This is a genomic window from Spirosoma horti (assembly GCF_054776595.1).
Genome location: NZ_BAAHBQ010000009.1, coordinates 200,131 through 214,120, shown reverse-complemented (window position 1 = coordinate 214,120; position 13,990 = coordinate 200,131). Strand labels below are relative to the sequence as shown.

13 protein-coding genes are annotated in these 13,990 nt (G+C 51.8%); 6 read left to right on the top strand and 7 right to left on the bottom strand.

Annotation, left to right across the window (positions count from 1 at the left end):
- The first annotated feature begins 53 nt into the window (after window positions 1–53).
- On the top strand, window positions 54–719 hold the full coding sequence (locus ACYVAM_RS26355; RefSeq protein ID WP_461072704.1) for a class I SAM-dependent methyltransferase: 666 nt from the start codon (window positions 54–56) through the stop codon (window positions 717–719).
- On the opposite strand, the gene ACYVAM_RS26350 is transcribed toward ACYVAM_RS26355, so the two are convergent.
- The 3 genes from ACYVAM_RS26350 to ACYVAM_RS26340 are packed head-to-tail and all read right to left on the bottom strand — an operon-like array spanning window position 716 to window position 3,112.
- A complete protein-coding gene (locus ACYVAM_RS26350) occupies window positions 716–1,456 on the bottom strand; it encodes a hypothetical protein (protein WP_461072702.1) in 741 nt (246 codons plus the stop codon). The genes ACYVAM_RS26355 and ACYVAM_RS26350 overlap by 4 nt on opposite strands.
- A gap of 27 nt (window positions 1,457–1,483) precedes the next feature.
- Entirely contained in the window at window positions 1,484–2,590 is a 1,107-nt protein-coding gene (locus ACYVAM_RS26345) for an AMP-binding protein (RefSeq protein WP_461072701.1), read from the bottom strand.
- Window positions 2,591–2,644: 54 nt separating this feature from the next.
- Window positions 2,645–3,112: a QcrA and Rieske domain-containing protein gene (locus tag ACYVAM_RS26340; RefSeq protein ID WP_461072700.1), complete on the bottom strand. Its 468-nt coding sequence runs from the start codon at window positions 3,110–3,112 to the stop codon at window positions 2,645–2,647.
- 120 nt (window positions 3,113–3,232) lie between these two features.
- Here ACYVAM_RS26340 and ACYVAM_RS26335 point away from each other — a divergent pair, with 120 nt between their 5' ends.
- The 4 genes from ACYVAM_RS26335 to ACYVAM_RS26320 all read left to right on the top strand — a co-directional run bounded on the left by ACYVAM_RS26335 (window position 3,233) and on the right by ACYVAM_RS26320 (window position 7,623).
- A complete protein-coding gene (locus tag ACYVAM_RS26335; RefSeq protein ID WP_046573875.1) occupies window positions 3,233–3,691 on the top strand; it encodes a DUF2452 domain-containing protein in 459 nt (152 codons plus the stop codon).
- A gap of 86 nt (window positions 3,692–3,777) precedes the next feature.
- Window positions 3,778–4,602, top strand: coding sequence for a 1,4-dihydroxy-2-naphthoyl-CoA synthase (gene menB / locus ACYVAM_RS26330; RefSeq protein ID WP_461072698.1), 825 nt, complete (start codon window positions 3,778–3,780; stop codon window positions 4,600–4,602).
- Between the two features lie 250 nt (window positions 4,603–4,852).
- Complete coding sequence (locus tag ACYVAM_RS26325) at window positions 4,853–6,172, top strand: aminotransferase class V-fold PLP-dependent enzyme (protein ID WP_461072696.1); 1,320 nt, start codon at window positions 4,853–4,855, stop codon at window positions 6,170–6,172.
- Between the two features lie 470 nt (window positions 6,173–6,642).
- On the top strand, window positions 6,643–7,623 hold the full coding sequence (locus tag ACYVAM_RS26320; protein WP_461072694.1) for a Gfo/Idh/MocA family protein: 981 nt from the start codon (window positions 6,643–6,645) through the stop codon (window positions 7,621–7,623).
- Between the two features lie 2 nt (window positions 7,624–7,625).
- On the opposite strand, the gene ACYVAM_RS26315 is transcribed toward ACYVAM_RS26320, so the two are convergent.
- From ACYVAM_RS26315 to ACYVAM_RS26305, 3 genes are read right to left on the bottom strand one after another with little or no spacing between them, the layout of a single operon-like run.
- The gene (locus ACYVAM_RS26315; RefSeq protein ID WP_461072692.1) at window positions 7,626–8,666 is read right to left on the bottom strand and encodes a hypothetical protein; all 1,041 of its coding nucleotides are present in this window, start codon (window positions 8,664–8,666) and stop codon (window positions 7,626–7,628) included.
- Between the two features lie 39 nt (window positions 8,667–8,705).
- The gene (locus ACYVAM_RS26310) at window positions 8,706–9,341 is read right to left on the bottom strand and encodes an ABC transporter ATP-binding protein (RefSeq protein WP_461072690.1); all 636 of its coding nucleotides are present in this window, start codon (window positions 9,339–9,341) and stop codon (window positions 8,706–8,708) included.
- A 54-nt stretch (window positions 9,342–9,395) separates the two neighbouring features.
- A complete protein-coding gene (locus ACYVAM_RS26305) occupies window positions 9,396–11,510 on the bottom strand; it encodes a TonB-dependent receptor (protein WP_461072688.1) in 2,115 nt (704 codons plus the stop codon).
- 217 nt (window positions 11,511–11,727) lie between these two features.
- Here ACYVAM_RS26305 and aqpZ point away from each other — a divergent pair, with 217 nt between their 5' ends.
- Window positions 11,728–12,438: an aquaporin Z gene (aqpZ, locus tag ACYVAM_RS26300; RefSeq protein WP_461072686.1), complete on the top strand. Its 711-nt coding sequence runs from the start codon at window positions 11,728–11,730 to the stop codon at window positions 12,436–12,438.
- Window positions 12,439–12,605: 167 nt separating this feature from the next.
- Here aqpZ and ACYVAM_RS26295 read toward each other — a convergent pair whose 3' ends face one another.
- Window positions 12,606–13,718, bottom strand: a complete 1,113-nt coding sequence (locus ACYVAM_RS26295) for an L-dopachrome tautomerase-related protein (RefSeq protein WP_461072684.1) — start codon at window positions 13,716–13,718, stop codon at window positions 12,606–12,608.
- Window positions 13,719–13,990 lie beyond the last annotated feature (272 nt).

Sequence of the window (13,990 nt, the reverse complement as noted above, 5' to 3'; positions counted from 1 at the left end):
CTGTTTTCCTGTACATAAACAGGCTAGTTTACAACCTTATACCTGACCTACACATGGCCACTAAACCAAACGCCGGAGGGAATTTTAACTGGGTAGCTCCCGTCTATGACACCCTGGCGTTCCTGGTTTTTGGCCATAAATTACAGCGGGCGCAGGTGGTTTTTCTGGATCGAATACCCGTTGGAGCTTCGGTCCTGCTGGTAGGTGGGGGGACGGGCTGGTTATTGGAACAACTTCTGAAGCGTAGCCGTACCCAACGCATTGTGTACCTCGAAACATCAAGCGCCATGGTGGCCCGCGCCAGTCGGCGGATGATCCGGAAATCATTAGTAGGGTCCGTCGATTTTCGGGTCGGCGACCATACCGCCCTATTGCCTGATGAGTCGTTCGACGTACTTATCACGCCCTTTGTTCTGGACCTATTCACCGAAACGACCCTGAAAAGCCAGATTATCCCGCCCTTGCTGAATGCACTCAACCCCGCCGGGTTGTGGCTGGTAACTGATTTCGTTCATCCTTCTGTCTGGTGGCAGCAAGCACTTTTGTGGGTGATGATCCGCTTTTTTCGGCTAACGGCTGGTATTGAAGCTAGTCGACTGGTGAACTGGCAGCAATGTCTGCTTGCTATGAATTTGTCACTACAGGGGCGAAAACGTCAGGTTGGCGGCATGGTGTCGGCAGAAGTATGGGAGCGCTTAAGCCCACAAAGCCAGCGTTAGAGATCCCGAAAGAGCTTTCCCAATGCCCGGTAATTACTGATCTCATACCATTCTTCAGTACCCAGATTTAGCCATTGACCGTCGCGCTTGGGGCGTTTTAACTGCGCATCATCCGGATCATAATCGTATTTGTAGACCTGGCTCATCACGTGCTGTAAGGTTGGCCAGGCGAGTGTTTTTGTTTGTTCACGGCGGTTTTCAACCGTTGTTAGTTTGACGGTACGTTCGGCGAAAGAAGCGGTCAGCCGGAGTTCCATATCTTCTTTTGGGTCGCTGAGATTCAGATAGGTTAGCTCAAAAGGTCGCTCGCGTCCCATCGCTTCATACGTTGCCTGAATCAACTCCTGCATTAGGTATTGCCAGTCGTCGGGGTTTTCGGGCTTTCCGTGGTTTTTTTTGCTGCCATCCGTTTCGATGGTAATGCTCCAGAAGTCATCATCTTCATCCAGCTCATCCTCATCCAATGGCTGTAAGCGGGTTTTACGCACCAAAGCCGCCAGCGATTCCCACCAGGCTCGGGGTAGCCGCCCGGCCCACGCATAGTCGTCATCACGCGTGTAACCTTCCGCGATCAACTCGTCATCGTCGATATCTTCGCGGCCTGGGTAGGTGATGGCAAGGTCGACCTGAATGGCGTTGGCGGCTACGGTTGTAATGGATAGCGTATAAAAATACGAATACGGTGCAGGCAGCGACCGGGCCGTCTGGTAACGAATCTGAAGACTTTTGAATGACATAACGTGTCGGTTAACAAGTGCGCAAAGTTAACCTATTTGCGCTATCGTCGCGTTCTGATCCACTTTACCCGTGGGTGTTTCGGCAAATTGGGTAACGGTAATGTGTTCTTTCGGTACAGCATACGGTCCAAGTGATTCCCGAATGGCATGCTGTAGGCGTTGCCATTGTTCATCGGTAATTGGATCACGCTCGCTGATTACCACAACTCGTTGGCCCAATCGCTCATCGGGCAGGCCCGCCACAAACAGGCGGGGAGTCGGCTTGTCGAGGGCAGTCTTATCCGTAGCCAGCACCGATTGAATCAGCAACTCGACTTGTTCGGGCTGCACCTTCACGCCCCCACTATTGATCACCCGGTCGGCCCGGCCAAGCAACCTGAATTGAGTGCTTTTGCCGTTGGAATCAACTAGCAGATCCACTACATCGTTGGTCTGAATACGCTCAAAATTTGTAGCGGCTGACGTGATATGAAGGCACCCGCGCGTATCGGTGCCCAACTCGACACCCATCAGGGCCGTAAATACGTCGCCCGCATCGGGTCCGTTAAGTCGCCGGAGGGCAATGTGCGAAACGGTTTCGGTCATGCCATAGGTGGCATAAATGGGCGCGTTAATTTCTTGCAATGCCTGCTCTAAAGTCAGGCTTGTAGCGGCTCCACCTACCAGAATAGCCTTCAACCGGTTAAGGATAGCCACTTGTTGAGCCCGACTTTCAGGTTCGGGATTGGCTAGTATTGTCTGTAACTGAAGCGGGACCAGGGCTGTAAAGGCAAACGTGGCCGTCGCTGGATCGATGTCGGTCAGGGGATTGCTGGCCGGTTCAATGATCGTCATGGGTAACCCTAATTCCAGGCCCCGAACGAGCATCATAATGCCAGCTACGTAGCGGACATTGAGGCAGACGAGAGCCTGATCGCCAGCCCGTAAACCAAGGGTTTGACCCGTCAGATGGGCACTAGCTTTCATCTGCGCCCGCGTGAGCTGAATGGGTTTCGGGGTTCCGGTCGAGCCGGAGGTGAAGAGTGTAAACTGCTGTTGGTTCGCCAGCCAGGCCCGACAAAAAGCCAGCGCTTCTTCCTCATAAGGCGTTTGCGGACTCGGCCAGGTGTCAGGATAATCAGGATTAACGAGCATTGGTTAATGATGTACTAAGCCAATGAATGACCTTTTTTATAGCTCATTCATCAATTAATTGTGCACCCGTATCGTACCCGCAGCAAGGTTTGGTTCAACCGTGTACTGGGTGAGGGGCAAGGTTGCCGGACCAACGATCACTTTACCCGTAGTGTCAAAGCGGGACAAATGCAGGGGGCAGTAAAATTGATTTTCAACAGATTTGTAAGTCAACTCTGTGCCCTGGTGGGTGCAGTTGGCCGATACGGCAACATACTGGCCATCTTTCGTTTGGGCGACAATGACACCATTGCTTGTCACATACCCACCTTTAACCAGGAGGTTGGCATTTAATTTATCGTCCAGATGAAGTGTAAAATCAACTTTCTTATTGGGATCAGGCGTAGGATCGGGATCTCCCATGCCAGCGCAGCCCGCCATACAGCGCGACAACAGAATCGCGCCAATGCTGGTGCCGACAAGGCGAAAAAATTCGTGGCGTGGCATTAACGCATGATCCATTGGGTGAAGGGTGGTTTCCATACCGGTTTTAGCGTACTTTTGTGGCGTTTCGCCTTTTTGACGGTGTAAATATGCGTTATTTTTTGTCATTCAACGACAGCAAACAAATACGTTTGCAGGGCTGTTACCCAATCAACAATTATGGAAGAAGCAAAAGTATTCGTCAATCCCATTTCGCCGGATAAAGTTGCCGAAGCGCCGGGTTTGCTGGCGTATGCCCACACGGCCGGTGGCGCGGTCATTCGACCCGAAGACAAGGGGAAAATTACAGGTCGGGCCGTGGCCGCCATGCGCGAGCAAACGGATATGCAACTGAGCCAGTTATATAAACAGATGCAGTTGCTGGCCGAACAGGCGACGGCGATTCGGCACCGGGTCGAGGTGTCAGAACGGATCTATTCCGCTCAGATGAGTTTTGAACCCGTTGTGGGACATACCTATTATTTCTATCAACGCAAAAACGGCACCGATCTGTTATCCATGATCGGCCCCACAGAATGGGGACGCAAGTTCCCCTTCGAACGGTGTCTGGCTACGGTTCGAATGATGGCCGATCATACATGGGATGTGCAGTACCACGAAGTTTCCTTTAATGAGTAAAAGAGCGGAAGAATGAATGAAAAAGTCGCTCATTCACCGCTACGGCGGACCGTTCTTTCGCTCTTTCGCACTTTCACTCTTTATTTATGCAAAGCAACTATCCCTGGGAAACGATAAAAGAATACCAGGAAATCCTGTTCAGCTACTACGAGGGTATAGCTAAAATCAGTATCAACCGGCCGCACAAGCGCAATGCCTTTACGCCCCTCACAGTCACCGAAATGTCGGAAGCGATGGAACTGGCCCGGCAGGACGAACGGGTGGGTGTCATCATCCTGACCGGCGAAGGTGGAGAAGCCTTTTGCTCAGGGGGCGACCAGTCCGTTCGTGGGCACGGTGGCTACGTTGGCCAGGACAAAGTGCCCCGTTTGAATGTGCTGGATCTGCAAATGCAGATTCGACGTATACCAAAGCCGGTAGTCGCGATGGTGGCTGGTTATGCTATCGGAGGTGGCCACGTACTGCACGTGGTTTGTGACCTGAGTATAGCCGCTGAAAACGCCCGTTTCGGGCAGACGGGCCCAAAAGTGGGTTCGTTCGATGGCGGGTTTGGTGCGTCGTACCTGGCGCGGGTTGTCGGTCAGAAAAAAGCCCGCGAAATCTGGTTCCTCTGCGACCAGTACGACGCCAAGGAAGCCCTGGATATGGGTTTAGTAAATAAAGTCGTACCCCTCGACGAACTGGAAGAAGTGACGATTTCGTGGTGCCGAAAGATGCTCGAAAAAAGTCCGCTGGCCCTGCGGATGCTCAAAGCGTCTTTCAACGCGGAGCTGGACGGACAGGCGGGTATTCAGCAACTTGCGGGCGATGCGACCCTGCTCTATTATCTTTCCGAAGAAGCGAAGGAAGGCAAAGACGCCTTCCTGGAAAAACGGAAACCGGACTTCAGTAAATTTCCGAAGTTTCCGTAAGGGAATTGCCCCTAACCCCTGAAGAGGATTGGGGAAAAGCAGACGTAGACGTATAACAAAAAATGTCCGGTATCCCAGCCGGACATTTTTTGTTATAAGAGATTGGTCGGCTCCATGTATCAACCCGTGAATTAGTCGGTTATTCGTACTGGGTATTTATGGAATAGGGTGTATTTTGCCTGGATAAGGAGAAACGTAGAAAAATCAGTAGTTTTACCCTAGCTCGTTCATCCTCAACTCCATACAACCTATGCCAACATCTCGCCGAACCTTTTTTCGCCAATCCGGAGCCGCCCTGGCCGGGGCGCTTACTTTGCCTGCCTTCCTGCCCGACACCCACGCCCGTCCGCTCGAAACTGCCGATATGGGGTTGAAATCTGCTGCCGAATGGGCGCAGGAAGAAGACTTCTGGGCCTGGGTGAAGTCGGAGTATACGGTATCGCCAACCCTACTGAACCTCAACAACGGCGGGGTATGCCCACAACCAAAAGTGGTGCAGGATGCGCACATTCGGTTCTACCAATACGCCAATGAAGCCCCGTCCTATTACATGTGGCGGATTTTGGATCAAGGGCGCGAAACCCTGCGCGAGAAACTTGCCGATCTGGCCGGTTGCTCGGCCGAAGAAATCGCCATCAACCGAAATGCCACCGAAGGCCTGAATACGGTAATTTTCGGCTTAACGATGAAAGCGGGCGACGAGGTGGTATTGACGAAGCAGGATTATCCGAACATGCTCAACGCCTGGAAACAGCGGGAGAAACGGGATGGCGTGAAACTGGTTTACCTGAATCTGGATTTACCCAGTGAAAACGAGGATGCCCTTGTGGAGCAGTTTGTAAAAGCCTTTACACCCCGAACCAAGGTGGTACATATCACGCACATCGTCAACTGGGTAGGGCAGGTGCTTCCCGTTCGGAAAATTGCCGACGAAGCGCACAAACGCGGCATCGAGGTGATTGCCGATGGGGCACACTCCTTCGCGTTATTCGACTTTAAAATTCCTGACCTGGGTGCCGATTATTACGCCACCAGCCTCCATAAGTGGCTTTGTGCGCCCTTTGGCAGTGGGATGTTATACATTCGCCAGAACAAGATCCGCAATGTCTGGGCGTTGCTTTCGAATACCGAACCCGATGGCCCCGACATTCGCAAGTTCGAGAGCCTTGGAACGCGTTCCTTTGCTTCGGAGATGGCTATCGGCACTGCCATTGACTTTCACAACAGCATCGGCACGGCTCGAAAATTTGCCCGTGCGCATTACCTCAAAAATTACTGGATGGAGCGGGTTCGGGAGTTGCCGGGGGTGAAAATCCATACATCGCTGAAACCCGAATATGCCGGAGCCGTCGCCCTGTTCTCCATTGACGGGATGAAATCCGGGGAGGTAGAGAGCCAGTTGCTGGGCAAGTATAAAATTCACACCTCACCCATCGACTGGGAAAACATTCACGGCGTTCGGGTAACGCCCCATGTGTATCATACACCCAAAGACCTCGACCGACTCGTGACGGCGATCACCGCCATTGCCGAAAAGCAGGTTGTGGCCGGGAAACAGAAAAAAAGCTGAGGCTTTCTTGAGTTTACACCCATGTCTTCCATGCTTATGAGAGTGATTTTCAAGTGATCCTTATTCGTGGTGTCAGTTTTAAGAAACTGACACGATAGGTTTCTGGATCGCCAGCCCGGTCAAAACCTATCGGATAGCCGGTCAGCTGAACGAGGTTTTTAAGAATCGCACCGCATCCGCGGACGGTCGGCGACCCGGCTGACAACACAAACAACCGAGACAAAAAACGCTGGCCCCAGTAGAGCCAGCGTTTTGAAAACACTATCCACACCAATATATGCCGAACTTGCCTAGGCATACATGAATAAAGATCAGTACGTGAAAGTCCGGATGATTGTGGCAGAACGGCCAGACTGTAAATTAATCCACCAAACAGGTCAGCAATCTGGGTGAGTTTGCAAGAAGGTGAATAGTATTTGGCCCGAAACTACTTTAAAGGTTGTGTACATCTTCAGGAGGAATCAGCAAGTATGGATCAGGTAAAATGGGGTATCATCGGTTGTGGCGACGTAACCGAATTGAAAAGTGGGCAGGCCTTCAATAAAGTGCCAAATTCATCGCTGGTGGCCGTCATGCGGAGAGATGGCGACAAGGCCGCCGATTATGCCAGACGACACCACGTGTCAACCTGGTACGACGATGCGGAAGCGCTCATCCATGACCCTGAAGTGAATGCAATTTACGTGGCTACTCCCCCGGATAGTCACGCTGATTATGCCATTCGGGCGATGCGGGCCGGAAAGCCCGTGTATGTCGAGAAGCCTATGGCGCTGAATTCGGCTGAGTGCGAAGCGATGAATCAGGTAAGTCGCGAAACGGGCGTACCCCTTTTTGTTGCTTTTTACCGACGGGCACTTCCTTATTTCCTGAAGGTTAAGGAACTGATCGACCAGAAGGTTATCGGCGATATTCGGTATGTTCATGTGCAGTTGAACTGGCAGCCGAAAGACGGTGAGCTGAGCGAACAGCCTCAACTCGGCTGGCGTGTATCTCCCGAAATATCGGGCGGTGGCCATTTCCACGACCTGGCTTCGCACCAATTCGATTTTCTCGAATTTGCCCTTGGCCCGATCAAAACCGCTAGTGGCATCGCCCGGAATCAGGCTGGACTATATGCGGCCGATGATATTGTTGTCGCCAATTTTGAATTCGAGTCAGGTGTATTGGGAATGGGCAGCTGGTGTTTTACGGTCAATAAGGAACAGCGTCTTGAACAGACCCAACTCATTGGGGCAAAAGGGACGATTACGTTTTCTTTTTTTGAGAATTTCGTCATTACCGTAAAGACGGAAACGGGCTCCGAGACTTACACAGTTTCGTTTCCGGAACATGTCCAGCAACCACTCATTGGCCTCATTGTCAACGAACTAATGGGGGAAGGCAAAAGCCCGAGCACGGGAGAAACCGGCGCAAATTCCAGTCGGTTACTGGATTGGATAACCGCCCGATAAATCTACAGAATCATCCGCCGACCAAACGCCCAATACCAGTAGCCGAGTGCACCTAACCACGTCATTACCAGCCAGATTACGACGGATAAACCAAACATGATGGCTAGTAAACCGACGATGAAGCTGGCCAACACACCCGACAACCAGCGTTCGGGCAGAACGGCATACCCATACGCCAGACTGTGCAGAAGAAGAAGGCCACCCCAGCCCGTTAGCCAGAGCCAGATAATATAATCGAACGGAACAGCAGCGGGGTAATTTCGGGCTAGAATCAGTAATTCGGGTAGCCAAAGTAACCCATACATGAGTGTATACCGAACGAAACGCTGCCACCAGGCTAGTGGAAGGTTCTGGAGGAAAAGCAGATACTGCCGCTCAAACGCGCTCACCTGGCCACCCACCTGCGAGTGCCCCAATACGGCCAGTAAAAGACCGATAAGCAGTAGCCGCTGGTCGTAATCATCGGTCGGGTACAGGCGGCAAATGCCAGCGAGCAATAGCCCGGAAAACGCTTTCGTCAGCAGCAACGAGAGTGGCTCGTGTCGGAGCCAGTACGTTGGGAAAAAAAGCTCATAAGGCAGCTTTATCGTCAAATATGGTAAGTGGAGGGCATTTGGGTTTGGGTGGCGCAGTCGATAATCGGCCATGGCGGCCCCCGTTCCGATCAGGGCTACGTTGACCAGTAAAATAGCCGCAAACGAATCCCATTGCTTATACTGAATAGCCAGCTGGAGCATCCAACTGGCATACCCAAGAACTGGCGCCAGCAACGCCGTTTGGACAACAAGCCACAGGAACCAGCGCGTTAAGGCAGGAAGGAGCCAGAAGGTTTGCAGAAAAAGGTGTTCCGGATCCGTTAATGTCTGCCTGACAAAGGCAACGGTTTTTAGAAGATATAAGCCCCAGACGCCGAAGATAATCGCCAGAAAAAACGGCGAGCCAAGCGCGGCCATAATGAGGGCCTTGTGCTCGACAGCGCTCAAAAAACCGAAGGCCAGTAGAATCAACACCAAAAACGTGCCTGCGTTTCTGAGGTAGAACATACGAACAAAAATCTTGTTTAGAACGGCCAGCATTGTGGATTAAATTGCCTGTGAAATGATCCCGTTGCCAACTTGCCAGGTGCCCGTTAAAGATAGTCCTGTGAGACTAATGTCCTGGTGGGAGGTGAGTAGAAACGAAACGTTCTGTTCGGAGCGAAGTTGCCGGATGTAGGCAAACAGTTTTTCGGCTGTGGCAACATCCAGCGTCGTCAGGGGTTCGTCGAGGAGCACCAGGCAAGGTGTTCCCAGAAACGCCAGCAACAGCGATAATTTCTTGAGCATACCGCTCGAAAACTGACCCGTTGGCTGCGTCCAGAAAGCATCGACCCCCAGCGTTTTCGCCAGCCGGTCGATCTGTCCGGCGGGTGCTTTTTTGGATTTCCCAACGAAACCAACCAGATCCCGTGCCGTCAGAAAAGAAGGAAAGAGCGGATCCGCTTCGGCATAGTTCACCCGCAATCGATAAGCTACCGGATCGCGGTTGATCTCGAACTGATCTTTCAGTAAAATTTTCCCGGAAAAGGGTAAAAGACCCGCTACGGTCCGGAAAAAGGTCGTTTTCCCGGATCCGTTTCCACCACGAAAATAATGGATGCCAGGCGGCAAATGAAGTTCGGGTACGGTCAGGACCGTATGACCGTTGTAGGCTTTGGTGAGACTGGAGACGGTGAGCAAGGTTTGAATGATGAGTTATAAATGATGAGTTATAATTCATCATTCAAAATGGAATTACCATTTTACGCTGAGTCGAACGCCCCCAATGCCGTTTCGGGCTGGTGCTGCGTTGTAGTAGCGATTGCCCACGGCGTTCAGGTCGTAGCCTAACGAGTAGGTTCTATTCAGCAGATTGTCGCCACTGGCGTACACATCAAGTACCCAGCTTTTGCCCAGTGCATGCCGAAAACCCAGCGTAGCCTGTAGCAATTGTGTCGGGTCAGACTGGACGGTGTTGGCATCGTTCAGGGGAAATTGGTTCAGAAACTGATAGGTCACATGCCCGTAAAAGCCAGCTTTGGTCTCCGCGTCAATGCCCGTTACATTGGTGGTTGGCGCAACGCCCGGCACTTTGTTGTTCGAGAGGTCGGCGCTGCCCTGCTGATAATCCCGGAAGCGATAGTTGGTAAGCGTCAGGCTATTCCACAGACGAAGCAACCGAAACAGACCCGATGGAGAAGAAAAAGAAGCGGGTGACAGGAAATCATAACTCAACTGCGCTTCCAGGCCACGCTGGTCGGTACGACCCGCATTGACAAAGAATTCGGCCCCTGCAGCATCAGACCGGCGAACAATGGTTTCGCGCAGTTGAAATTGATAAACCGCCACATCAAATCGAAGCCGACTGCTGAAGGCCGACCCCCGCAAACCTACTTCATAACTCGTGCCCCGTTCGGGGTTGAGCGTTGTGTTGAAGCCCCCCGCCGATGGGCGAACCTCCTGGCTGGAAGGAGCCGAATAGCCCGTACTGATGCTCACAAAGGCAGAAACATTCTGGCCGAAGGTTCGAAGCAAGGCTACCCGGGGCAGCCAGACGGGGGAGAAATCCCGGGCAAGCAGCGTGGCTGGCAAGGCACCCACCGCTCGGGTTGGAAACCGGGTGAAGCCATACCGAACATCATTGCGACTCAGGCCCGCCGTTAGTCGAAAGTGCGCAGGTAACTCACTTTCCGTTTGCAGAAAGACCGTTGACTGTCGGGCTGTGAGCTCCTCGTCGGTCTGAATGGTGTCCGCGATGCCGCGTCTGTTCCCAAAGTTGCGGTCTACCGTAAAGTTCCGCAGGTATTCAGCGCCCACCGTAACCACCGTCGGAATGGAACTACTGGCTAGTCGAATCTGGGTAACCGTCCGGCCACCGAGGCCCTGATCGGCCCGTTTCTCATAATTGGTGATGAATGGATTCGCGAAGTCGGTCGTAGAACCATAAATAACGGTTGTATTCTGAATCCGGTCGTTCCAGCGGTATTCATGCGAAAAGCCCAGGTAGCCCACTTTCTGGTAGATGCCTGCTTGCTGATCGGCGCTGCCGGGTAAGGTGGCCGTGGCCGGACGGGAGGCTCGTGGGTTGGCCCGGAACTGGGCTTCGTTGAGGCCACCGGGGGTTTGATAGTGGAGATCCGAATACAGAGCCAGCACTGAAATTGTCCGTTTGGGACTGACGGCAAATGAACCGATCAAACTCAGATTATCCCGCACAACAGCACTCTGATCCCGATAGCCATCAGATTGTAAATGATTATAGGTGAGGGATATGGCTGAGTTATTTTTGCCGGTCTGTACTGAAATACCATTGCCATACAGGCCATAACTACCGCCCAGGGCCGATACTTCGACACTACTCTTGTTGGCCGGAACGCCTAGTCCGCTAAACAGAATCGTACCGCCGGTGCCGGCCCCATACAAGCTGCCCGATGGGCCTTTTATGACTTCAATGCGCCCCAATGCCCGCACGTCCAAGGCATTGAGTGGGGTATTGCCACCGGCATCAGTCAGAGGAAGTTCATTCCAGTAGGTTTTGATGTTTCGCACGCCAAACGGGGAGCGAATCGCGCTGCCCCGAATGGCCAGCCGATAGCTACCCGGCGAGCGCTCATCCGCCCGGACCCCCGGCAACGTATTCAGGGCGGGCACCAACGTAGGTGTACCAAAGCGTTGATTCAAATCCCGGCGGGTAAGGAGCCCCACCGATGCGGGCGTTTCCAGCAATCGCCGGTTGGTCGCGTATCCGCGCACCACAACTTCATTGAGCTGGAGCGTATCCTCAAGGGAAGACGCGGGCGTTTGGGCAAAAAGAGGTGCCTGGGAAAAAACGTAAAAAAGGAAAACGGTCAGTAGTAAACGATTGAGCATAATACCAAGAAAGAGTCGTACAAAAGTACAACCTAACTCGTATGAAATAAGCGAATTTCCAGGCATCCGTCTAGTTTAATACCTCCCGTTCAAGACGAAATTTTTTCTGGCGCGTGTCTTTCCTTACTATGTATTTATGCGTAATGTGTTACCTAAAGTACTTCTTTCGTCCAAGAACTTAAGTTAAGATCGAACTTGACTTGCTACTTGTAACTACATGAAAAAGTATTTGGCTGAACTAATCGGCACCTTTTCTCTCGTATTCCTGGGCTGCGGAGCCGCTGTTGTTTCTGGTATTTCGTCGACAGGACCGGCAGGCATTGGTCTGGCAGGAATTTCCTTCGCGTTTGGCCTATCCGTTGTTGTGATGGCTTATTCCATTGGTCCTATTTCAGGTTGTCATATCAATCCGGCAATAACTGTTTCCATGCTGGTCGCTGGCAAGATAAAAGCGGATGATGCCGTTGGCTATATCATTGCCCAGTTCTTGGGTGCTACGCTGGCTTCCGCTGTATTGTATCTCGTCCAAAGTGGGGCTCCTGCTTTTGTCATGGGCGACTGGGCATTAGGGGCCAATGGCTGGGGACAAGGCTATCTGGGCAACTACAACATGATATCCGCTTTCATAACGGAAACCGTCATGACGTTCCTTTTCTTACTCGTTATTTTCCACACAACGTCTAAATGGGGAAACGGTACAATGGCTGGTCTGGCCATTGGCCTGACGCTGGTACTCATTCACCTGGTGGCTATTCCAATAACGGGGACATCGGTTAATCCGGCCCGTAGTTTTGGCCCTGCTATCTTCGCTGGTGGCAAAGCATTACAACAATTGTGGTTATTTATGGTAGCGCCCATGGTGGGCGGAATTCTGGCTGCCTTAACCTGGAAAGGTGTATTTGAAGATGCCGTTCGGGTTAGTAAATAGGGTAAACTATTGTCTTTATGGGCTTGATCTGACTTTCTTGGCCTTAAATGCAGGATTAAAATCCCCGGACCCGTTTTCTTGTCGGCAAAACTTAAGCCAATAGAAAAACGGGTCCGGGGGCTTTTTACAACTCATCTATACAAGTCATGATGTAGGTTCCCACTGGCTTACTTTGGTAATTTTACCCGATACAGCCGAAATGGATAGGCGACCTTATCGTCCCCGTTATTATACCGTTTCGTGCGTTGGATTTGAGCGGCCGTCACATACAGATATCCATCGGCGCTGATGCCAAAGCTATCGGGCCAGAGCAGGCGATCATCCTGTACTAAGGTTTTTAGCTCTTTGTCTGGCGTAAAGTACCGGATGGCTTTGTGGGGTGAGTCCGTTAAATAAACGTTGCCTGCTTTATCGGCAATCATGCCGTGTGAAACCCCCGTTTCGCCCATCACCTCCACGTGAGATGCGCATTGAGCGGGTGTTAAAGCCGGGTCAACCAGGTAGTTTGTCGCGATGCGGAAAAGCTTCGTTTGGGTGATTGGCCGAAAATACAGGAAATTGAAATCGTGCGTGAGGGCGATGCCGTTCACGTTGCTTCGAAACGGATTCCCGTTCAGATCACGCACCTCTTTTCCTTCTATGGTCAAGACAAAAGCCGGGTCTGCCCGGGTTGACTTATCGTTTTCGAGAACCGTTCGACTTTTCCCCGTTTTTAGATCAAGCACCACGATAGCTGCCCGGCCAGGATCGGATAAATACGCCATTTGCCGACGGGTATCAATCTGAACATCGTTCAGCCCGGTGCGCTCACGGGGCAAGTCCTCGAAGCGGTAAATTTTCTCAACCTGATTGGTTGATAGATTGATCTTAAGCAGCTTAATGCCTTCGGGGAGGGCGCGCTTACCGGCGGGGCTAGCGGGGTCGAGTACCCACAGTGCATTGGTGTTATCGACGAATAACGCTTGCACATTAATGAATCGGTTTTGCGGATTTAACGAATCCCATTTATTCCATTCCGCGTTTGGATAAGGGCGTCGCTGGTCATTAGCTGTGGTCTGGAGACTGATTTCGGCCAGACCATAATCGTAATTTTCCGGGTTTTTGGGGAACGTTACAAAAAGACGAGTCGGGCTGCCGGGCGTTGGTTGAGAAACACCCAGGCCGATGGGCTGGTGTTTACCAAACTCAACGACCGTTTCCAACCGGGAAGACTGATTCGATTGCGCCTTACTCACGAACTGGTTTACGAGAAAAACGGAAAGCAAAAAGGTGTATTTCATGCCAGAGCATTGGTTTGGTCGTGTATGAAAATGTAACGGTCATTCTGAGTGAAGGTTTCAACTCAGGACTGTTGGCAACGGACTGCTGTATGCTCCGGTGCATTGATTGATTTAATTATAGGCTGGACGTTTCAGGGAAATAGACCTCCGTACGAACCAGCGGACACCATTAACGTGTTCCTAACAGACAAGGAGGATTGGACGCACTAGGGTGTTTTTTTTGCTCCTTTTTCGTTATATTTGTTTCAAATCAAGCGGTTTGCTGGCCCGGA

Bases quoted from the DNA above. Each gene is read 5' to 3' on its own strand.
- ACYVAM_RS26315 (WP_461072692.1), bottom strand. From the start codon at position 8,666: ATGTTCTACCTCAGAAACGCAGGCACGTTTTTGGTGTTGATTCTACTG.
- aqpZ (WP_461072686.1), top strand. From the start codon at position 11,728: ATGAAAAAGTATTTGGCTGAACTAATCGGCACCTTTTCTCTCGTATTC.
- ACYVAM_RS26355 (WP_461072704.1), top strand. From the start codon at position 54: ATGGCCACTAAACCAAACGCCGGAGGGAATTTTAACTGGGTAGCTCCC.
- ACYVAM_RS26295 (WP_461072684.1), bottom strand. From the start codon at position 13,718: ATGAAATACACCTTTTTGCTTTCCGTTTTTCTCGTAAACCAGTTCGTG.
- ACYVAM_RS26320 (WP_461072694.1), top strand. From the start codon at position 6,643: ATGGATCAGGTAAAATGGGGTATCATCGGTTGTGGCGACGTAACCGAA.
- ACYVAM_RS26350 (WP_461072702.1), bottom strand. From the start codon at position 1,456: ATGTCATTCAAAAGTCTTCAGATTCGTTACCAGACGGCCCGGTCGCTG.
- ACYVAM_RS26325 (WP_461072696.1), top strand. From the start codon at position 4,853: ATGCCAACATCTCGCCGAACCTTTTTTCGCCAATCCGGAGCCGCCCTG.
- ACYVAM_RS26305 (WP_461072688.1), bottom strand. From the start codon at position 11,510: ATGCTCAATCGTTTACTACTGACCGTTTTCCTTTTTTACGTTTTTTCC.
- ACYVAM_RS26345 (WP_461072701.1), bottom strand. From the start codon at position 2,590: ATGCTCGTTAATCCTGATTATCCTGACACCTGGCCGAGTCCGCAAACG.
- ACYVAM_RS26335 (WP_046573875.1), top strand. From the start codon at position 3,233: ATGGAAGAAGCAAAAGTATTCGTCAATCCCATTTCGCCGGATAAAGTT.
- ACYVAM_RS26340 (WP_461072700.1), bottom strand. From the start codon at position 3,112: ATGGAAACCACCCTTCACCCAATGGATCATGCGTTAATGCCACGCCAC.
- menB (WP_461072698.1), top strand. From the start codon at position 3,778: ATGCAAAGCAACTATCCCTGGGAAACGATAAAAGAATACCAGGAAATC.